At 70.6% G+C, this 19090-nt stretch carries 18 protein-coding genes and 4 pseudogenes; 14 read left to right on the top strand and 8 right to left on the bottom strand.

From position 1 onward, the window contains the following. Nucleotides 1-8: 8 nt before the first annotated feature. Complete coding sequence (locus GL259_RS02705) at nucleotides 9-899, bottom strand: MBL fold metallo-hydrolase (protein ID WP_208026411.1); 891 nt, start codon at nucleotides 897-899, stop codon at nucleotides 9-11. Between the two features lie 117 nt (nucleotides 900-1016). On the opposite strand from GL259_RS02705, the gene GL259_RS02700 reads away from it, so the two are divergent. The 4 genes and pseudogenes from GL259_RS02700 to GL259_RS38415 all read left to right on the top strand — a co-directional run. Next, nucleotides 1017-1985 (top strand): helix-turn-helix domain-containing protein, encoded by a 969-nt coding sequence (locus GL259_RS02700; protein WP_159528838.1) that lies wholly within the window; start codon nucleotides 1017-1019, stop codon nucleotides 1983-1985. 317 nt (nucleotides 1986-2302) lie between these two features. Next, nucleotides 2303-2443: a hypothetical protein gene (locus GL259_RS37955; RefSeq protein ID WP_208026410.1), complete on the top strand. Its 141-nt coding sequence runs from the start codon at nucleotides 2303-2305 to the stop codon at nucleotides 2441-2443. Between the two features lie 444 nt (nucleotides 2444-2887). Beyond that, the gene (locus GL259_RS37565) at nucleotides 2888-3445 is read left to right on the top strand and encodes an integrase (RefSeq protein WP_166461405.1); all 558 of its coding nucleotides are present in this window, start codon (nucleotides 2888-2890) and stop codon (nucleotides 3443-3445) included. A 21-nt stretch (nucleotides 3446-3466) separates the two neighbouring features. After that, nucleotides 3467-3550 (top strand): annotated as a pseudogene (locus GL259_RS38415) (deaminase); the annotation flags it as partial. 70 nt (nucleotides 3551-3620) lie between these two features. On the opposite strand, the gene GL259_RS02690 reads toward GL259_RS38415, so the two are convergent. Together GL259_RS02690 and GL259_RS02685 are read right to left on the bottom strand one after the other, a co-directional pair. Next, a complete protein-coding gene (locus GL259_RS02690; RefSeq protein ID WP_243762218.1) occupies nucleotides 3621-4166 on the bottom strand; it encodes a hypothetical protein in 546 nt (181 codons plus the stop codon). 267 nt (nucleotides 4167-4433) lie between these two features. Continuing rightward, nucleotides 4434-5318: pseudogene (locus GL259_RS02685) on the bottom strand (IS5 family transposase). A gap of 266 nt (nucleotides 5319-5584) precedes the next feature. Between GL259_RS02685 and GL259_RS02680 the strand changes: the two are divergent. Next, nucleotides 5585-6226: a carbonic anhydrase gene (locus GL259_RS02680; RefSeq protein WP_159528836.1), complete on the top strand. Its 642-nt coding sequence runs from the start codon at nucleotides 5585-5587 to the stop codon at nucleotides 6224-6226. 44 nt (nucleotides 6227-6270) lie between these two features. Here the strand turns inward: GL259_RS02680 and GL259_RS02675 are convergent, their stop codons facing one another. Continuing rightward, nucleotides 6271-6723 carry a hypothetical protein gene (locus GL259_RS02675; RefSeq protein WP_243762217.1) on the bottom strand — a complete coding sequence of 151 codons (453 nt, stop codon included), beginning with the start codon at nucleotides 6721-6723 and terminating at the stop codon, nucleotides 6271-6273. A 12-nt stretch (nucleotides 6724-6735) separates the two neighbouring features. Beyond that, nucleotides 6736-7710 (bottom strand): L-threonylcarbamoyladenylate synthase, encoded by a 975-nt coding sequence (locus tag GL259_RS02670; protein ID WP_159528834.1) that lies wholly within the window; start codon nucleotides 7708-7710, stop codon nucleotides 6736-6738. 221 nt (nucleotides 7711-7931) lie between these two features. Between GL259_RS02670 and GL259_RS02665 the strand changes: the two genes are divergently transcribed. After that, nucleotides 7932-8252, top strand: a complete 321-nt coding sequence (locus GL259_RS02665; RefSeq protein WP_159528832.1) for an AAA family ATPase — start codon at nucleotides 7932-7934, stop codon at nucleotides 8250-8252. A 472-nt stretch (nucleotides 8253-8724) separates the two neighbouring features. On the opposite strand, the gene GL259_RS02660 is transcribed toward GL259_RS02665, so the two are convergent. Then, complete coding sequence (locus GL259_RS02660) at nucleotides 8725-9735, bottom strand: PP2C family protein-serine/threonine phosphatase (RefSeq protein WP_243762216.1); 1011 nt, start codon at nucleotides 9733-9735, stop codon at nucleotides 8725-8727. A gap of 178 nt (nucleotides 9736-9913) precedes the next feature. Then, a pseudogene (locus tag GL259_RS02655) lies at nucleotides 9914-10413 on the bottom strand (gluconokinase); the annotation flags it as partial. A gap of 347 nt (nucleotides 10414-10760) precedes the next feature. Between GL259_RS02655 and GL259_RS02650 the strand changes: the two are divergent. After that, nucleotides 10761-11831, top strand: a complete 1071-nt coding sequence (locus GL259_RS02650) for an IS630 family transposase (RefSeq protein ID WP_159538308.1) — start codon at nucleotides 10761-10763, stop codon at nucleotides 11829-11831. Here the strand turns inward: GL259_RS02650 and GL259_RS02645 are convergent. Beyond that, entirely contained in the window at nucleotides 11828-12262 is a 435-nt protein-coding gene (locus tag GL259_RS02645) for an Rrf2 family transcriptional regulator (RefSeq protein WP_159528828.1), read from the bottom strand. The genes GL259_RS02650 and GL259_RS02645 overlap by 4 nt on opposite strands. Nucleotides 12263-12390: 128 nt before the next feature. Between GL259_RS02645 and GL259_RS02640 the strand changes: the two genes are divergently transcribed. From GL259_RS02640 to GL259_RS02610, 7 genes and pseudogenes are all read left to right on the top strand, one after another. Beyond that, entirely contained in the window at nucleotides 12391-13140 is a 750-nt protein-coding gene (locus tag GL259_RS02640) for an SDR family oxidoreductase (protein WP_159528826.1), read from the top strand. Nucleotides 13141-13761: 621 nt separating this feature from the next. Further along, nucleotides 13762-14169: a gas vesicle protein GvpJ gene (gene gvpJ / locus GL259_RS02635; protein WP_159528824.1), complete on the top strand. Its 408-nt coding sequence runs from the start codon at nucleotides 13762-13764 to the stop codon at nucleotides 14167-14169. A gap of 151 nt (nucleotides 14170-14320) precedes the next feature. After that, nucleotides 14321-15181, top strand: a complete 861-nt coding sequence (locus GL259_RS02630) for a transposase (protein WP_243762531.1) — start codon at nucleotides 14321-14323, stop codon at nucleotides 15179-15181. A gap of 130 nt (nucleotides 15182-15311) precedes the next feature. Continuing rightward, nucleotides 15312-16211 (top strand): CPBP family intramembrane glutamic endopeptidase, encoded by a 900-nt coding sequence (locus tag GL259_RS02625; protein ID WP_159528820.1) that lies wholly within the window; start codon nucleotides 15312-15314, stop codon nucleotides 16209-16211. Between the two features lie 15 nt (nucleotides 16212-16226). Then, a complete protein-coding gene (locus GL259_RS02620) occupies nucleotides 16227-17459 on the top strand; it encodes a sensor histidine kinase (protein ID WP_159528818.1) in 1233 nt (410 codons plus the stop codon). Between the two features lie 4 nt (nucleotides 17460-17463). Next, a complete protein-coding gene (locus tag GL259_RS02615; RefSeq protein ID WP_159528815.1) occupies nucleotides 17464-18156 on the top strand; it encodes a response regulator transcription factor in 693 nt (230 codons plus the stop codon). Nucleotides 18157-18460: 304 nt separating this feature from the next. Further along, nucleotides 18461-19086 (top strand): annotated as a pseudogene (locus GL259_RS02610) (transposase). Nucleotides 19087-19090: the final 4 nt, after the last annotated feature.

Here is a 19090-nt window from a genome sequence, read left to right as displayed (position 1 = left end):
CCCGGTGGTCAGGCGTCGACCGGCTGCCAGGACGGGCCGTCCGCGCCGTGGCGGACCCGCCCGAAGACGACGTCGGCGAAGTGAATGCCGAAGCCGATGGTGTGGGGCCGGGCCAGTTCCGTCACGAGGTCGCGGCGGAACTCGGCGGCCTGCGCGGGGTCGTGATCCGAGGCCGCGGACCATTCGGGGTGGGCGATCTGTATGGGGGAGTGCATCGCGTCGCCGAAGGCGATCAGACGCCGCTGTCCGCCGGTGATGACGTAGGCGGCGTGTCCGGGCGTGTGGCCGGGGACGAACCGCACCTGGACGCCGGGAAACACCTCCTGGCCGTCGGCCACCGTCCGCACGTACGGGGCCAGCGCGTTGAGCATGTCCTCGCTCGTCCCGTGTGCTTCGAGGAGGTGGCGCCGGTTCCACTCGGGCTCGGCCACCAGGTACCCGGCGCGCGGCAGGGCACGGCCGACGCCGCCCGGCGCGGGATGCAGGGCCCAGCCGAGGTGGTCGATGTGCAGGTGGGTGAAGGCCACCGCCTCGACGTCGCCGGCCGCCCGGCCGATGGCGGCGAGGTTGTCCAGCAGCGCACCTCCGTGGATGGCGCCGTGCGCGTTGCCGGGTTCGGCGGGAAGTGACTGCGGTCCGAACCCGGCGTCGATCAGCAGTGCGCGGTCGCCGCGCTCCACCAGCAGCCCGCCGATCCCCGCGACGAGGTGGCCGGTGTCGTCCAGGTACGGGCAGTGGCGCTCCCACGTCTCGTCGGTGGTGTCGGGCAGCCAGCCGCGGGGCGTCAGTTGCACCGCGCCGTCGGGCACGTACGTCACCGTCGTGTCGCCGAGGCGCAGCGAGCGCAGGCGGGAGGGCCGGCGCAGCCGCTCGTGGTGGGCGGACCGAAGCGATGTCATCAGGGGTTTCTCCGAGAACGAAGGGATCTTGTGGGGTGTCTGCTGTGTGATCAAGGCTGCCGTCGGTGGCGAGGGCCGACGAGTGACCATCTGGACATGCACTGAAAGAATGTGGTCATGCATCGTGTGGTGGTACTTGCCCTCGACGGCGTCTATCCGTTCGAGATGAGCATCCCGGTAAGGATCTTCGGCACCGCGGTCGGAGAGGACGGTCAGCCGCTGTACGAGGTCGTCACCTGCGGCCTCGACGGCGCTTCCGTCGCCACGAGCGCGGACTTCGCCCTTGCGGTCCAGCACGGCAGTGAGGCCTTGGAGAGCGCGGACACCGTGGTGATTCCGCCGTTCGTCTGCTCGCCGGGTGAGGACCGGGAGTGGCTGCCGGAGGGACTGCCCGACGCGTTGGGGCGGATCAGGCCCGAGGCCCGTATCGTGTCGATCTGCACCGCCTCGTACGTGCTGGCCTCGGCCGGACTGCTGGACGGCCGGCAGGCGACCACGCACTGGAACGAGGCGCCGCGCTTCCAACGCGCGTTTCCCCAGGTGAAGGTGGACGCCGACGTGCTGTTCGTGGACGACGGACGTGTGCTTACCGCGGCCGGCGTCGCCGCCGGCGTGGACCTGTGCCTGCACCTCGTGCGCCGCGACCACGGCAGCGAGATCGCCAACCGGGTGGCCCGGCTGTGCGTCGTACCGCCCTGGCGTGAGGGCGGTCAGGCCCAGTACATCGAGCGTCCGATGCCCAAGCCGTCGCAGAGTTCGACGTCACGGACCCGCGTCTGGGCCCTGGAGCGGCTGCACGAGCCCCTGTCGCTGTCCGAGATGGCCGCGCACGCGGGCATGAGCGTGCGCACGCTCACCCGGCACTTCCATCACGAGGTGGGCATGACGCCGGGCCAGTGGGTGGCCCAGCAGCGACTCGACCACGCCCGCCGGCTGCTGGAGACCACCGACCTGACCGTGGACGTCATCGCGACGCGGGCCGGCTTCGGCACGGGAGCCTCGCTGCGCCAGCGCTTGGCGGCCGCCATCGGGGTGTCGCCCACGGCATACCGGCAGACCTTCCGCGCGAAGGACGCGGCGGCCTGAGGCGACGGCTGCCGTACGGCGACTGCATCAGCCCTGTCTCTCGGAGGCGGTCCGGCCGGACCGCCTCGCCCGAACTCTGCTCGGCGACAACCCGGCACACCGCCCGTCAGGCTTGCCGTCCGTGCCCTTCGGCCCCAGTGCCGTCCCGTCCGGGCGGCTGACCTTGCCCTTGCCGGAAACCTCGTCCGCCGGGGTGGGAGCCGGTGTGCGGGATGCGCGGGTTGGTGAGCACGGGCGCTGGAATCGGTGCTCTCGCGGGACCGGCGATCGTCCCGGCATGGTGGCTGGTCGTGCTGCTGTGACTGGCTTGCCTGACCGTGACGAACGCGTTCGCCGTGCTGCGCCTGCCGCCCGTGAGCGACCGGGACGAGGACACGGAGATCCTCGCCCTGCGGCATCGGATCACGGTGCTGGAGCGTCGACTCGGTCGCAAGGAGGTCCGGTTCCCCTCCGAGTGACCGTGTGTTCCCGGCGGCGTTGCTGCACCGTCTTCTGCTCTCGCGGGTGTGGCGCGGGGCAGGGCTGGTGGTGCGTCCGGGGACCGTGCCGTGCCGGCACGGCGATCCGGTCGCGCGCCGCCACGCTGCCACGCTGCGTGCTCCCGGCCCGAGCGTCCGGGAATGCCGCGGGCCGTGTGCTCCATCCGGCTGCCGGTGCTGCGGTTCGCCGGTGAGGACTCCAGCCGGGGGAGCGCCGCATCCACGGTGAACTCCTCGTCCTGGGCGTCACGGTGGCCGCCTCCACGGTCGGGGAGATCCTTTGGGAAGGCCGGGACCGGCCCGGTGCCCGGGCGCGCCACGAGCAGGTGGGCGGACTTCCCGCGTTCCCGGGCCGATGTGCTGCCGGCATGCGGCTTCCTGGAAACGATCACCTTGTCCGGGGTGCGGCTTCGGGCAGGTGCGGTGATCGAGCACGCCGGCCGCCGGATCCGGGTCCTCGGCGCCGCGCACCCCACCGCGTCCTGGGTGACGCAAGTCGCGAAGGGCCTGGTCATGGACCTCGAGGACGCCGGCTGCCGGGCCGGGTTCCTGATCCGGGACCGGGACGGGACGTTTCCCGCCCTGTTCGACACCGTCCTCACCGGGGCAGGGACCGAGGCAGTACTCGGCGGAGTACGGATGCCGCGCATGAACTCGATCCTGGAACGGCGGGCGCCCCCCCTGCCGGCGCGAGCCGCCGGACCGCACCCGGATCGGGACCAGCGACACCTGCTCCACGCGCCACGCGAGTTCGAAGACTGCCACCACTTCCACCGGCCCCGTCAGGGCATCGCCGACGCCCGCCCGTTACGCCCCTTGCCGACGCCGACGCCGACGCCGACGCCGACGCCGACGCCGACGCCGATCAGCGATCAGCGATCAGCGATCCGGAGCAGATCACCCGCCTCGGCATACGACGACGCCAGCGACTCGGCGGCATCCTCCACGAGTACCGACACGCCGCCTGAACTGGGCGGATGAGCCTTTCGGCAGGCGCAGGCCGACGGCGTACGCCTCGATCTCGAGCTGGTCGAGGAGCGTGCCTTCGACAGCGGACTGATCTACGCGCGCTACCGGACCCGCTGAGCCGCACCGGTCGGTGACGCGGCCGGCGGCCGGGCCAGGTGAGACCCGGGCCGCGGGGAGGAGCGGGGCGTCACGGAGTGCCCTTGCCTTCGCTCTCGCCGCCCAGCTGCGTGCACTTGTTGAGGAGGTCGGCGAAGCCGAGGGTGTTTCCGCCCACGCCGACAGTGATGACGTCGGTGTCGGAGCCCACCGCCTCGGACTGAGGAGGCACGGCGGGGAAGGGGTGGTCCGGGTCCTCTGAGCAGGGCGGCAGGTGACGGCCGATCGGGTGCTGGGGTGTGTCGGTGACGTTCTCGATGGTGGCGGCGCCGCAGCTGACGTTGGTCAGCTCGAAGAGGCCGCTGAGGTCCCGATCGATGACCCGGGGGTAGGACCGGTCGGTTCGCTCGCAGCCGTCGCGCGGGACTTCGAACGTGTGGCCCGCGGCCCGGATCACCCCGGCGGTGTAGGAGTCACCCAGGGCGACCCACTGGTAGTCCTCGGCCGCTGCGGCGGGTTGGGCCCCGGCGAACCGCGCGGGGACGAGGGTGCCGCGGCGAGAGCTGCGGCCGAGCCGAGCAGGGCCAGACGAGTGCGCAAGCGTGCCACGAATCCTCCGCAGATGCGGTGTTGGCATTGCTTCGACCGTAAAGAGATCGTCACTGAGTGCACCAGATCTGACACGAGCAGTAGTTGACGGATTGTGGGATGCGTCTGTGTGGGGACTGGGTTCGACCTGTCGACCGGGCACGCTCTCTTCGTGACCGCCTTGACGCGACACTTGCCTCATACGGAGAGGCCCTTGACTGACCGGGTGATCCCGGCCTGAGAACATGTTCGTGGTGGCTGTCTTGTTCTCGATCACCGGCAAGCTCAACCTCCGGCCGGTCAGGGCGGCGAGGACTCAGCGCATGACCGATGCCGATGCTCTGCAGCCCCTCTGTCGATGGGCCCACAGGAGGATGGCAGCGAGGTGGAGGGCAGCCTGGTAGGTGAGGGCGAGTTTGTCGCTTCGCAAGGCCAGGCCGCGCCATTGCTCGAGCCGGTTGATGCATCGCTCGACCGTGTTGCACCGCTTGTACGTCTCGGCGTCGAAAGCCGGTGGCCGCCCGCCGGTACGGCCTCGCCGCAGGCGGTGGCGGACCTGGTCGGAGGGCTGAGGGGTGACTGCGCGGATCCCGCGCCGGCGGAGATGGCTTCGGATCGCGCGGGACGAATACGCGTGGTCCGCCAGGACGGTGTGCGGTCGGGTCCTTGGTCTTCCCGGTCCGCTTCGCGGAACACGGATGCGAGCCATGACGGCCTCGAAGACCGGGGCGTCACATGCCTGGCCTACGGTGACGCGGAGGGCCGAGGAGCGTGCACGGTCGTCGCCGGCGAGGTGGACTTTCGTGCTCAGGCCGCTACGGGAGCGTCCGGGCGCGTGGTCGTCGGGCCCGGCCCGGTGCCCCTTTTCTCCTGGCTCCGGCGGCGTGCTGGTGCGCCCGGCGGAGGGTGGAGTCCACCGACACGGTCCAGCCGATGTCATCGGTACCGTCGGCTGCGGCCAGAAGCGCAACGAGAATCCGCTCCCAGGTGCCGTCCACGGCCCACCGGATCAGCCTTTGTGAGCGGTCTGGAAGGAGCCCAGCTCGCCTGGCAGGTCCCGCCGGGCGAACCGGTGCGGTACTTCCACACGATGGCCTCCAGGGTTCGACGGTGATCGGCCCACCGCCGGTCGCGAACCGGGTCGGCCGGCATCAGCGGCTCGACCCGATCCCACATCAGTGATCACTCGCCGGACGGACACATCCGGTCAACCGACGAGCAGGTCAAAGAGACACGTTCCAGGACACCGGGGCCAAATCCGCGACGCCCCCCGGGGCGCGATCACCCCGGTCGTGCGTCGTCGGCCGGCCGCATGCGGCGGAGCAACTGCGTCGTGCGCTGAGGAACAGCATCGAGGCTGCCCCAGCCGGCGCTCGGGGATGCCCCAGCCGTCAGCATCGGCCGACCCGGCGATGACCGAGGAGACCAGGCGGTGCGACGGTTGGTGCCGACTCGTAGGCTGCCGACATGAGCGAGACCAAGACCCCGACGCCCCGCGACGCCTTCGAGCTGCTGCTGGCCGGTAACCAGCGCTTCGTGGCCGGCACCCCGGAGCACCCGAACCAGGACGCCGTTCGCCGCGCCGAGACCGCACCGTCCCAGCAGCCCTTCGCCGTGCTGTTCGGGTGTTCCGACTCCCGGCTGGCCGCCGAGATCATCTTCGACCGAGGTCTGGGCGACCTGTTCGTGGTGCGCACCGCCGGCCACGTCATGGGCCCGGAGGTGCTGGGCAGCATCGAGTTCGGTGTGGAGATGCTGGGCTGCCCGCTGGTCGTGATCCTCGGGCACGACTCGTGCGGCGCGGTCAGCGCGGCGTGCGCCGCGCTGGAGGACGGCATGACGCCGGCCGGGTACGTCCGGGACGTCGTCGAGCGGGTGACCCCCAGCGTGCTGGCCGCCCGGGCCGCCGGACGGGTTGAGCCGGAGGAGATCCTCGCGGAGCACATAAGGCACACCGCCGACCTGCTGCTGGACCGCTCCCGGGTCCTCGCCGACAAGGTCGCCGCCGGCCAGACCGCCGTGGTGGGCCTGCGCTACCGCCTGGCCGACGGCAGTGCCCAACTCGTCGCCGCTCGCGGCCTCGACGCGGCTGTGCCCACGGCGTCCTGACCGCCGCGGCGCGGCCCCTCAGCGTGATCTGCCGCGGTCGGCCGTCAGGAGACGGGAGGGACAGCGCGGGTCAGGGGTCCCAGGTCTCCGTATAGGGCGGCGTGGAGTGCAGCCGCGAGTTCGCGGGCTCGGTCTTCGCTCCGCACGCCGTGCATCATGGAGTGGATCGGTCCGGTGTAGGCGTCCAGGTCGACCTCACAGTTTTCGACCAGGCAGGTGATCGCGGCCCGGACCGCATCGTTCACGGCATCGTCGACAGCGTGGCCGGAGCCGGCAGTGAGCGTGTCCGCCTTCACGGTCCACCGCTGCCGTCTTTCGTGTTCGATGGCGACGAACACAGCCTGCTGCGCCACGGCCGTCCGGTACACGTCGTGGAAGGCGCCGGTGCCGGTAGCGTCCGGAATGAGGTGAGCGGGGCAAGGAACGGGCAGCAGCAGCTCGAGGGCGTTGTGCGCAGAGGAGCAGATCAACCGCGTCCGGTGACGCGAGAGGTCCACCGTCGGTGCTGGTCACGCGGTGGGCCGGGGCCCCGCGGCGCGGCGCAGCCGGTTGGCGATCGCCAGTCCCAGCCCCTCCTCCACCGGCAAGGAGGCGACGATGAGGTCGCACCCCTGCTGGTCGAGTTCGCGCAGGAACCCGTACAGCTCGCGCGCGTAGTCGGCCAGGGACGCTGGGACATCCACCACGGTGTGCGCCTTCACCGGGGTGTCGGCGAGGGACGGGGGAAGAAGGACGCCGACGTGGTGCCCCTGCTCCTGCGCGAGCCGCGCCTCGTCGACGACCTTCTCCGGCTCGACCAGGACGACCCGCGCAGACGGCGCGTAGTGCGACGGGTGCTGACCCGGCACCCGGACATGGCTCGTGGACGGGACTTCGATCGGATACCCCAGCACCGCTTCGAGGTCCTCGCGGGTCACTCCGCCGGGCCGGAGGATGGCCGGGGTCTCACCCATGACGTCGACGATGGTCGACTCGACGCCGACCCCGCAGGGACCGCCGTCCAGGACGAAGTCGACGGCATCCCCGAGCTCCGCCCGGACGTGGCCAGCCGTGGTGGGGCTCACCGAGCCGAAGCGATTGGCGGACGGGGCCGTGACACCGCCGCCAAAGGCCGACAGCAGCGCGAGGGCAACGGGGTGGTCGGGCACACGCACGGCCACCGTCTCCAGGCCCCCCGTGGCTTCCAGGGGCACCCGCCGACCACGCCGCAAGACCAGCGTGAGCGGCCCAGGCCAGAAGTGCTCGGCCAGCAGGCGCGCCGTCGCAGGCACGTCCTGGACCCAGTCGTCCAGATGCTGCGCGCCCCCGATGTGGACGATCAGCGGATGGGAGGGTGGACGTCCCTTGACCTGGAAGATGCGCGAGACGGCAGCGGAGTCTTCGGCGTTGGCGCCCAGTCCGTAGACGGTTTCGGTTGGGAGGGCCACCAGGCCGCCGGCGCGCAGCACACCGGCCGCCTTCTCGATGTCACTGGTTCTTGCCATCACCCTCGAAATCATCTCACCGTTCCGCTCTCCCACGTTCCGCGGTCTCCTCGGCGCATAACGACCAGACCACGGCTCTCGGCACCCCGTGAGAGAAGCTCGGCAGAACGCTGCGGCCAGAGTTGAGGGCGACCCGCCACCGTGATCAATCTCGGGGCCGACCACGGTTGGCTGTCATTCCCCTGCGGGAGTCCGGGGCCTCAGCGATCGAACACAACGACTTGCCGGGGAACGCCACCAACGTCACCCGGCCCTCCAGGGAGCCGCTGGTCGCCGTCGCCATGCGGCACGACATGCTGCCCATCGTGGTCATGGTCGCCACCCCCGGCAGCGTCAGCATCGAGCGGCAGGGATCGAGGCCGGCCAACCGCACCGTCCCGGAGGCCACGGTCATCGAGCAGCGCCACGACATGGTCAACTCGCACCGGACCCTCAAGGCGGAGGGCTTCCTCGAGGTCGTCTTCTCCGACAGCCTCTACCGGCTGCTGCCGTTCCTGGAGCGCCTGAGCGAGGCCCGGCAGGCCGACCTCGGACGGCCGTAGGCGGCAGGTCCTGGTCGGCGACGGACGGGAGTCCGACAAGCGCGGCGCCGGTGAAGGCGAGGAGTGAGGACGCCTTGCCATCGGTGCGGGCGGAAACGCGCGGGTTCGCGGATTCCGGGACTGGTGTGACGACGCACCCGGCCGCCTGCCCACCGTGGGAGGCGGCTCGGGGAGGCTGGTCCGGAGCACGGTGAGCACCCGCGCACTGTTCGGGAACTACAAGCTCCGTCCTCCTCTCCCTCGACTGCAGCCGCCGCGAGCCTCCGTTGCTGATCTCGACCTGTCAGCGCTTGATGCCCGGCGCTGGGGTACCACGGCCATCCGTCTCGGCACAGGGGTCGTCGTCAAGTGGGTCCCCGAGACGCGCGGCCGCCACGCCGACGAGGCGGGCGAGGACCTCCACCGGCGGTGGAACGCGCGGGCGCGGTGACCTCTCGCGTTCCGTGCGTGGCGGCGCGGGACCGGGGCGGAGCTACTCGGTCAGGGTGACGGCGAGGAGCGCGGCGTCGTCCTGCAGTTTCCCCCCGGTGTGCCGGAGGACGGCGGCGAGGAGAGCGTCGAGGACCGCGTCCGGATCGGGCGGGAAGGGCCGGGACAGCACCACGGCGGGGTCGAAGAAGACGCCGTCCGCGTCGCGGGCCTCGTTGATGCCGTCGGTGAACAGCACCAGGGTGGCTCCGACGGGCAGGTCGAACCGGTCGACCGGAACGTCGTCGTCACCGAGGGCGCCCAGGCCCAGGGGCAGCGACGGCGTGGCGGGTTCCAGAGGGCTCACCTTGCCGTTGTGGACCAGCAGCGACGCCGCGTGGCCCCGGTTGGCGACGCACAGCGTGGAAGAGTCCGGGGGAAGCTCCGCGACGACGGCCGTGGCGAACGACTCGGCTTCCGATCCGGTCGCCTGCGCGGTGCCCGTCTGCATCCGGGTCTCCAGCTGCCGGACGACACCCGGCAGATCCGGCCGGTGGTCACAGGCTTCGCGGAAGGCGCCGAGCAGGGCGTTGACCGTACGGACCGCCTGGAGTCCCTTGCCCCGCACGTCGGCGAGGAGGATCCGGACGCCGTGGGGTGTCTCGTGGACCGCGAAGAGGTCGCCTCCGATGGCGGCCTCCTCATGAGCGACCTCGTAGCGGGAGGCCACGGCCAGCCGCCCCGCCCGGCGAGGAGGATCCGGGAGCACCGCGCGCTGCACCGCGGCCGCCACCTCGCGGCTCGTTCTCAACTGCCGCCGGTCGCGCGTCAGCAGTACGTTGAAGACCGCCGCGACGACGGTGAGGACGATCAGACTGGTGAACGGGACGAGATCGTCACGGGCCGGTTCCCTCTCCAGGTGGACCAGGGCGAGTCCCGCGATGTTCGCCGCCACTCCGGTGGCGATCGTCCCGAGCAGGGAGAGGATCGGCGCGGCCACCCCGGGAGCGGCCGCCAGCACGGGAAACACGTTGACGCTCCCCGCGATGGACAGATCGAGAACGAACGCGCTCACGATCACCGCGGCAGGTATCCACCGGAGCCCCTGCCGTCGCTCTGTCGCTTCCCTGTGGTCGTTGTGCATCCCATGTCCCTGAGGTGATGCTCCGGCGGAGTCCGGGAGTCGGAGGCGGAGGAACCCGAGTTCGAGAACCTGCCCGGAGCAGGCCCTGCGGCGCGGCGGAGGACCGCTCCAGGTCACGCAGCGCGTCCACCACACGTTCGGTGGTCTTTTCGGGACTGCCCGACACGTCCACCGTGACCCTCGCCTCCTCCGACTCCAGCGGTTCAAGCGCGGCGAGCCGAGAACCCAGCAGCTCCGTGCGCACGAAGTGTCCCTGCCGACGGGCCAGCCGCTCCTCGACGAGGGCGCGGTTGCCCGTAAGGTGCACGACACGATGCCGGGAGCCGCAGCCCGCACCCGGTCACGGTAGGCCCTCCTCAGCGCCGAGCCACTGATCAGCCCGCCGAGCCCTGCCCGCCCGCGCGCCCAATCGCCGATCGCGTTCAGTCAGGGCCCACGGTCCTCGTCGATGAGCGGGGTGCCGGCTGACATCCTGGCGACATTGCCCCGCGGATGGAGATCATCGCCCTCGGCGTACGGAACACCGAGCCGGGCCGCGAGCAGGACACCGACGGTGGCCTTGCCGGTACCCGTGACACCCATGATTACTGCAACCTGGGGACTGCTCATGATTCCTCCCTGCCTCTACCGGTACCGGATGCCGACGTCACGAAAGGGAACGGATACGCCTCGGTCCGATCCTTTCAGGGAACCGCGTCTCCAGCAGACCTGGAATGGTCCACCTGGCACGCCCGGGCCGGCCCCGCCGGGAAGCCGGCGCTCCTGAGGCAACGCACCGCGCTGATCCTCTTCAACAGCCGCCAGTACGTGGTTCACCTTCCTCGCCGAGAAGTCGTACCCCTACGGCGGTCCTGCTGCTCCCTGCCTGAGGGCGTCCCTGCGGGACTTCGGCCGGAGCCCGGTGACCTGAGTCGGGGATTCGTCGTTGGTTCGGTAGGAGTCGTCCGGGCGCGAAGATTCCGCCGTTGTCGTTGACCGATGCCCAGCGGGCCGTGCTGGAGGGCTGGGTGCGTCGCCGTACGACGGCCCAGGCGCTGGCCTTGCGGTCGCGGATCGTGCCGGAGTGCGCCGAGGGGCACTCGATCATGGAGGTGTCACGCCGGCTGCGCGTCACTGCGGACACGGTCCGCACCTGGCGGCGGCGCTTCCTCGAACGCGGCCTGGACGGCCTGTGTGACGAGCCCCGGCCCGGCGTCCCGCGGAAGATCACCGACGCGGACGTCGAGCGGGCCATCGTCAAGACGCTCGAGGAGAAGGCGAAGAACGCCACCCACTGGTCGACCAGGTCGATGGCCGCGGCCACCGGCATGTCGCAGTCGGCGATCTCGCGGATCTGGCGGGCGTTCGCACTCGCGCCGCACCGCTCGCAGACGTTCAAGCCGTCCACGGACCCGCTGTTCATCGACAAGGTCCGCGACGTCGTCGGTCCGTGTCTCGACCCGCCGGAGAAGGCCCTGGCCCTCTGTGCGGACGAAAAGTCCCAGATCCAGGCACTGGACCGGTCCCAGCCCGTGCTGTCGACGGGTCCCGGCGTTCCCGAACGCCGCAGCCACGACTACGTCCGCGCCGGCACCGCCACCCTGGTCGCCGCCCTGGAGGTCGCCACCGGCAAGGTGATCGGCTCCCTGCACCGGCGCCACCGGGCCGTGGAGTTCAAGAAGTTCCTGGCCAAGCTGGACAAGGAAGTACCCGCCGAGCTCGAGGTGCGTCTGATCCCGGACAACCACGTCACCCACAAGACGTCCGCCGTCAAGCAGTGGCTGCCGGCGCAGCCGCGCTTTCGTCTCCACTTCACCCCGACGAGTTCGTCCTGGCTGAACCTGGTGGAGCGGCGGTTCGCCGAGCTCGCGCAGGAGGAGCTCAAGCGCGGCGTCCACCGCTCCGTCCAGGCCCTCGAACGCGACATCCGCAGCTGGTTCGCCGACCGGAACGAGCGTCCCAGGCCGTTCGTCTGGACGAAGACCGCCGACGAGATCCTCGACGAAGTAGCTGCCTACTGTCGACGAATCTCCGGCTCAGGTCACTAGCGAGGTGCCGCGAGTACGTCCCGGAGTACGTTCTCGAGCGTGACGCGGGCCAGCTCGTGTTTCAGGGTCTTCTCGATGCCCTCGTAGACGCTCTGCAGTGCCGGCTGGATGCCGTGACCCACCACGCATCCCTGGTCCGGGGTGGTGCGGTGCATCGCGAACAGCGGGCCGGGTTCCACTGCCTCGTACACGTCGAGCAGGGTGATCGACCCCAGCTCGCGCGCCAGCGACCAGCCCGCGCCCACGCCCCGCCGGGACTCCACGAGTCCGGCCCTGCGCAGCTCGCCGGGCAGCCGTCTGATCACCACGGGGTTGGTGTTCGCACCGGTCGCGATCTGCTCGGAGGTGGCGACCTCGTGGCCCTGGCGCTGGTAGAGGCCGATCCAGGCCAGCGCGTGGGCGGCGATGGTCAGCCTGCTGTTGGCGCTCATGGACTCCTCCTCCCGGCCGCAACACTTCATGTCACGACAGCGCAGTCGTAACAATGAAAGTTGCAACAGTCTGTCGTAACAATTAGCGTTGCGACTGCTGGGAAGGGACGATCGACGAGGTGAGAAGAATGAGCAAGCCACTCATGGGCAAGGTCGCCCTGGTCACCGGGGGGTCGCGCGGACTGGGAGCCGCGACCGTACGACTGCTGGCCGAGCAGGGCGCCGACGTCGCCTTCACCTACGTCAGCTCCGAGAAGCAGGCGCAGGCCGTCGTCGACGAGGTGCACGGCAAGGGAGCCAAGGCCGTCGCCTTCCAGTCCGACCAGGCGGACACGAGCCGGGCGCCGGCGCTGGTCGACGACGTGGTCGCGCACTTCGGAGGCCTGGACATCCTCGTCAACAACGCGGCGATCTCCGTGGCCGGCGCGGTGGACGACCCGGACGCCGACACCGCCGCACTGGACCGGATGCACGCCACCAACTACCTCGGCGTGATCGCCGTCATCCGGGCCGCCTCCCGAGTGCTGCGCACGGGTGGCCGCATCATCACGGTGAGTTCCGGACTGGGCTCCCGGGTCGGCGCCCCCGGCCTTGCCGACTACGCGGCGACCAAGTCCGGGATCGAGAGGTACACCATGGGCGTCGCACGCGACCTCGGGCCCCGGAACATCACGGCCAACGTCGTGGAGGCCGGACTGATGGAGGGCGGCATGCAACCGCCGGACCCCGAGACCCTCAATACCCTGGTCAGCTCGCTGTCCCTGCAGCGCATGGGGCACCCCGACGAAATCGCCGCGGTGATCGCCTTCCTGGCAAGCCCCGCCGCGTCGTACGTCACGGGCGCGGTACTGGACGCCCATGGCGGCTACAACGCCTGAACCCGAACTCCTGCCGCGCGCCCCGAAGGACATCGCGACTTCGGGGCGCGCACCGCCGACGACCCGGAACAAGACGTACGACTCGAAGGCTGTGCACGGTGAGCTGCGACGCCGCTGCATCCAGGCGCTGCCCTCCCACAAGGGCTCCCCGAACATCAAGGGCCTGGGCAAGCTCCGCCAGTCGCCGAGCGGATCGCCCTGCCCCACCACTTCAAACGCCTCGCGGTCCGCTGGGGACGACGTATCGAACTCCACGACGCCTTCGTCCCGTTGGCTTGCGGCCTCATCTGCCGCGCACGCCCCAAGAAGACCGGATCGTGATCGCGTTACGAGTTCCAAGGAAAGCGGATCCTGACGAACGATCTTCTCCGCGGACTGCCGCCCACGGCTCGCGCCTGCGGAAGTCACGTGACTTCCATAGGTGCCCGGAGCCCGCCCGGGGGGCGTCCCACCCGGACTGTTCGCGCCGGAGCCGCAGAGTGCCGGCTTCGCGCTGTGGGCCATATGTCGGTTTGATGCTGCGCGGCGGGGCTACTCGCTCATGTCCGGCGTGCTGGGCTCGGACAGGGTGGTCGCCGGGTCGGGCGCGCGAGTGCTGGTGCGGCGAGGGATCTGGTCAGAGTGAGTGTGGTTTCGGCTCAGGGCGGTGGCGGAGGAGGATCCAGCGGTCTTTACGACGTGCTGGAGCTGGTACTCGACCGGGGACTGGTGATCGATGCGTTCGTCCGGGTCTCCTTGGTCGGAATCGAGATCCTGAAGATCGATGTGCGGGTGGTGGTGGCGAGCGTGGACACGTATCTGCGCTTCGCCGAGGCGTGCAACCGCCTGGACCTCGAGGCGGGGCCGAGCAAGCCGGCCGGGCTGTCTGAGGTGGTCAGCGGCCAGCTCGGGCAATCCGGGAGCGAGGCCACGACCGAAGGGGTCCGGTCAGGAGCACAGGAGACCGTTGTGGGTGCACTCCGACAGGCCCGCGGTCAGGACCGGGAGACCGAGTCCGCACCGTCGCGTCGGCACCGCGAAGAGCGATAGGGGGCGTCTGAAGGCCTGTCAGCGGGCAAGTCGCTGGTAGCGGGGTGGTGACGCACTTTCGGGGGCCGGGGCGTGCGGATTGCGTACCCGTTACTCGGCGGATCTGTCCGATCAGGAGTGGGGGACCCTCCGTCCGTCGGTTCCCGGCGTGATGATCTACTGGCACGTCGAGAAGAAGTCGCTGGGCGTCTGCAGCCGGCTCACGTCCTGTTCGGCCTCCGAGGTCGCCGCGATGATCGAGGGCGTGCTGCGGCACTGCACGGACGTGGAGATCGGCCGGCAGCACACCGACACGCACGGCGTCTCCATCATCGGGTCCGCCTTCGCCCGCATGCTCGGCTTCAACCTGCTGCCCCGGCTGAAGAACGTCGGCTCCGCGCGGCTGTACCGGCCGGCGGCCGGTCAGGACGAGACGTGGCCGAACCTGGCACCGGTGCTGTCGGCCAAGACGGTCGACCGGGACCTGATCCGCCGGCAGTACGACCAGATCGTGAAGTACACCGCCGCCCTGCGCCTGGGCACCGCCGAGGCCGAGCAGGTCCTGCGGCGCTTCACTCGCGGCGGACCCAAGCACCCCACCTACCGGGCGATCGAGGAACTCGGGCGGGCGGTACGTACGGCGTTCATCTGCGACTACCTCGCCGACGCCGACCTGCGGCGCGAGATCAACGACGGGCTCCGGGTCGTGGAGAACTGGAACTCCGCCAACCACGACCTTCTCTACGGCAAGGACGGCGACTTGACCGGCTCCGACGAGGAGTCCCAGGAGGTCTCCATGCCGGCGCTGCACCTGCTGCAGTCCGCATTGGTGCACGTCAGCACCCTGCTCCTCCAGGACATCCTGAGCGAGGAGAAGTGGCAGAGCCGGCTCACCGACGCCGACCGGCGGGCCCTGTCCCGCCTGTTCTGGACCCACGTCAACCCCTACGGCCGGTTCGGACTCGACATGAACTCCCACCTCGACCTCGCCGCCGCGGCGGTCATGGTGTCCGGCTCTCGTACGGGTGCCTGATCCTTTTTCGGGGCGCATCCCCCGCGAGAGCTACAGGAGCTGTCCATGTGCGGGTGATTCGGGTACGGCGCCGGATTCCTAGCGTGGTTGTCAGGTCGCAGCCTGTGCGACCGCTCCAGGGGAGGCCACGATGAGTACAACGTCCACCGCACGGCACGCCGGAGGCTCCGGCCCGGACACGGGCCCCGACGGTCACGACGCTCGCGGCGGTCGTCTCGACCGGATCGTCCGCTCCCCGCTCGGCTGGATGCTGACCGGCCTGGTCGGCGTCGGCCTGGTCTCGGGCCTGACCGCCACCGGTCCTGGTCCGGTTCCGGTGCTGGGCGCGGTGGCCGCGGTGGCCGTGTACTGGCTGGTCATGCGTCGTGTCGCGCGACGCTCGACGCCGGAGATCGCCCGGCGGGGAGCCGGCCGGGAGGCGCTGCTGGGCGGCGCGATCGGCCTGGGCTTCGTTCTGGTGTCCGTCTCGCTGATCACGGCGTTCGGGGGCTACTCGTTCTCCTGGGCGGGCCATGGCTTCATGGCGGTCGTCTGGTCCGCGGTCATGGTGCAGATCGGCACCGCGGTCACCGAGGAGTTGTTGTTCCGCGGTCTCGCGCTGCAGGCTCTGGAGCAGCTGTGGGGCAGCCGGGCCGCCATCGTGATCACCGGGCTGTTCTTCGGCATCGCCCATCTGGGCGCTCCGGGAGCCAGTGCGTGGAGTGCGCTGGCGATCGCTTTGGAGGCGGGCGTGATGCTCGGCGCCGCGTTCCTGTGGCGGCGTAACATCTGGTTCGTCGTGGGCCTGCACTTCGCCTGGAACACCACCGAGCAGCTGCTCGGCATCCCGGTCTCCGGGCACACCTCCGAGGGCCTGTTCACCGTCGACGTGCATGGCTCCGCTGTGCTGACCGGCGGTGGCTTCGGCCTGGAGGCGGCGCTGGTGCCCGTCGTCATCGGTGTGCTGCTCGCCGTCCGAATGTTCGTCCTCGCCCGCCGCGGCGGGCGTCTGCTGCCCCGTCGATCCGCACGACACGCTCAGGCCGACTGACCGGAGGAAACGGTAGTGATGTCCCCTCAGGCGCCCTGGAGCCGTGCGCTGCTCCGGGCGCCGCTCGACTGGTGGGAGGAGCGGGACGCCTTCCTCAAGGACGGCGTCCTCGCCCTGGCGCTGGCCCTGTTGGCCTTCGTGCCCACCCTGTCCAACATCGGAGCGCAGATCGGGGATCTGCCCGAGCGGCCGGCGAGCGCGCTGAGCGTCGGGCTGATCCTGGCCCAGACCCTGCCGCTGGCGGCCCGCCGGCGATGGCCCGCGGGCTGTCTGGCTGTCGTCGCGGGCGCGTTCGCCGCGCACCAGGCGCTGGGCTTCGCGACGACGTTCGGGAGTCTGGGGCTGTATCTGGCCCTGTACTCGGCCGGGGCCCACCAGGTCCGCTTCCGCCATGGTCTGGCGGGCGTGGTGAGTGCGGGCTATGCCGTGCTGGCCCTCGTCCTGAACCGCCTCGGCTCACCGCAGGGCATCGCGGACTATCTCGCGTTCTCTCTGGCTCTGGCCGCGTTCTGGCTGGTGGGGAGCACCGTGCGCACACGGCGGGCGGAAGGGGCGCAGCGGCGGCGGCTGACCGCCGAAGTGGCCGCGGCCGCAGAGCGGGCACGCATCGCCAGCGAGCTGCACGACGTGGTCACCCATCATGTGACGGCCATGGTGGTCCAGGCGGACGCGGCACAGTTCCTGCTCACCTCCGCACCGGACAAAGCCGGCGAGGGACTCTCGGCCGTCAGCGACACCGGCCGTCGCGCGCTGACAGAGCTGCGCTACCTGCTCGGCGTGCTGGAGGCGACCGGCGAGTCAGCGTCCGCGGACCCGGCGCGCGCGGACCGGGCACCCACCCTGGGACGGCTCGGGGACCTGGTCGAACAGGCCCGCAGGTCGGGGCAGCCGGTCGAGTTCAGCCAGCAGGGCGAGCGGCGAGCGCAGTCCGTGGACGTGGAGCTGGCCGCGTACCGGGTGGTGCAAGAGGCGCTCACCAATGCGATGAAGTACGCCGCCGGGCAGACGACACGGGTCCTGGTCCGGCACGGCGAGGAGCGCATCGAGATCAAGGTGACCACCGACGGGCCCACCGCCTCCCCGGCGGCGGCACCTGCCGTGCGGAAGCCGGACCCTGCGGGCGGGCGTGGACTGGCGGGGCTGCGTGCACGGGTGCGGATGGTCGATGGTGAACTGGAGGCCGGACCCCGGCCCGAAGGCGGGTTCGAGGTCCACGCCACCATTCCGTCCAAGCCCGCATCGGAGTGACCCCGTGAGCGATGCGCCGCCACCGATCCGCGTGCTCGTCTGCGACGACCAGGCACTGGTGCGCACCGGCTACGTCACCATCTTCTCCGCCCAGCCCGACATGGAGGTCGTGGGAGAGGCCGGGAACGGGCACGAGGCGGTCCGGGCCGCAGGGCGCCTGCGTCCCGACGTGGTGGTGATGGACATCCGGATGCCCCTGCTCGACGGCATCCAGGCGACCCGGCAACTGGCCGGTCCCGACGCCGAGGCACCGCCCAAGGTGCTGGTCGTCACCACCTTCAACGTCGACGCCTACGTCTACGACGCGCTGCGTGCCGGGGCCAGCGGCTTCCTCCTCAAGGACGCGCCCCCGGCGGAGCTGGTCAACGGCATCCGGACGGTCGCCAGGGGCGAGGCCCTGCTGGCCCCCGCCGTCACCCGTCACCTCATCGGCCACTTCGCCGAACACCTGCGCCCGGCCGATCCTTCCCGGCCGGCCAGGGAGGACGTGGTACGGGCACTGACCCCGCGCGAGCTGGAGGTGCTCCGGCAGATCGCTGAAGGGCTGTCGAACGCGGAGATCGCCGCGGAGCTCTTCATCACCCCCGAGACGGTCAAGACCTACGTGTCGAGGATCCTGGCCAAACTCGGCCTGCGCGACCGGGTCCAGGCCGTCGTCCTCGCCTACCGGGTCGGGCTGGTGTCCTCCACCGGCTGAATCCACGCGCTCGTCGACCTGGACACCGAGGTGGGTACGACGCGCGCCGACCGGTCGGGCTCTCGTGGCCGGACTGCGCGGCCGAGCTGACCGGAGCCTCGTGCGGAGCAATGCTCAGGACCTGTGGATCGGCTCGGGGAGGACGTACCTTCCCGGGTGACTGATCGACAGGTCACCGAGCAGGCCCGGTGTTCGCAGCACCGGCCGGGAAGGTACGTCCGTGCTCAGCGTAGTGAACGACGACGGGACCACTGCCGACGGCTCCTCCCTGATCGACGAGATCGTCCGGGAGGGGGCACGAAGGATGCTTGCCGCCGCGCTGGAGGCCGAAGTCAACGCACACATCTCTGAGTTGGCCGACCAGCGGGACGAGCACGGCCGAAGGCTCGTGGTGCGCAACGGCTGCCACCGGCCCAGGAAGGTCACCACCGCGACCGGCGTGGTAGAGGTGGAGGCGCCGCGGGTGAACGACAAACGCGTCGACGAGGAGACGGGTGAGCCCAAGCGGTCCCCCTCCGCGATCCTGCCGCCGTGGCGCCGCAAGAGCCCGGAGATCAGCGAGGTGCTGCCCCTGCTCTACCTGTACGGCCTGTCCTCCGGCGACTTCGTGCCCGCGCTGGAGCAGTCCGGCTGTCCCCAGTGACGGTCACACGCCTGACCCAGCAGTGGCAGGCCGACCACGCCGCGTTCATGGACCGCGATCTCACCGAGGTCGACTACGTGTACGTGTGGGCCGACGGTATCCACCTCAACATCCGCCTGGAGGAGGCCAAAGCCTGCGTACTCGTACTCGTCGGCGTGCGCGCGGACGGCAGCAGGGAGCTGATCGCGCTCAAGGACGGATACCGCGAGTCGGGCGAGTCCTGGGCGGACCTGCCGCGCGACTGCGCCCGCCGGGGCATGCGTACCCCGGGCCTGGGGCCTGTCTGATAAT

Source organism: Streptomyces sp. Tu 3180 (assembly GCF_009852415.1).
GTDB lineage: Bacteria > Actinomycetota > Actinomycetes > Streptomycetales > Streptomycetaceae > Streptomyces.
Note: the sequence above shows the minus strand (reverse complement) of the source record. Positions and strands in the feature narration are given on the sequence as shown.

Excerpts from the sequence above, each read along its gene's own strand:
- GL259_RS02640 (WP_159528826.1), top strand. The coding sequence starts at position 12,391 with ATGAGCAAGCCACTCATGGGCAAGGTCGCCCTGGTCACCGGGGGGTCG.
- GL259_RS02645 (WP_159528828.1), bottom strand. The coding sequence starts at position 12,262 with ATGAGCGCCAACAGCAGGCTGACCATCGCCGCCCACGCGCTGGCCTGG.
- GL259_RS02630 (WP_243762531.1), top strand. The coding sequence starts at position 14,321 with ATGATCTACTGGCACGTCGAGAAGAAGTCGCTGGGCGTCTGCAGCCGG.
- GL259_RS02670 (WP_159528834.1), bottom strand. The coding sequence starts at position 7,710 with ATGGCAAGAACCAGTGACATCGAGAAGGCGGCCGGTGTGCTGCGCGCC.
- GL259_RS02625 (WP_159528820.1), top strand. The coding sequence starts at position 15,312 with ATGAGTACAACGTCCACCGCACGGCACGCCGGAGGCTCCGGCCCGGAC.
- GL259_RS02690 (WP_243762218.1), bottom strand. The coding sequence starts at position 4,166 with ATGCCAACACCGCATCTGCGGAGGATTCGTGGCACGCTTGCGCACTCG.
- GL259_RS02700 (WP_159528838.1), top strand. The coding sequence starts at position 1,017 with ATGCATCGTGTGGTGGTACTTGCCCTCGACGGCGTCTATCCGTTCGAG.
- GL259_RS02680 (WP_159528836.1), top strand. The coding sequence starts at position 5,585 with ATGAGCGAGACCAAGACCCCGACGCCCCGCGACGCCTTCGAGCTGCTG.
- GL259_RS02705 (WP_208026411.1), bottom strand. The coding sequence starts at position 899 with ATGACATCGCTTCGGTCCGCCCACCACGAGCGGCTGCGCCGGCCCTCC.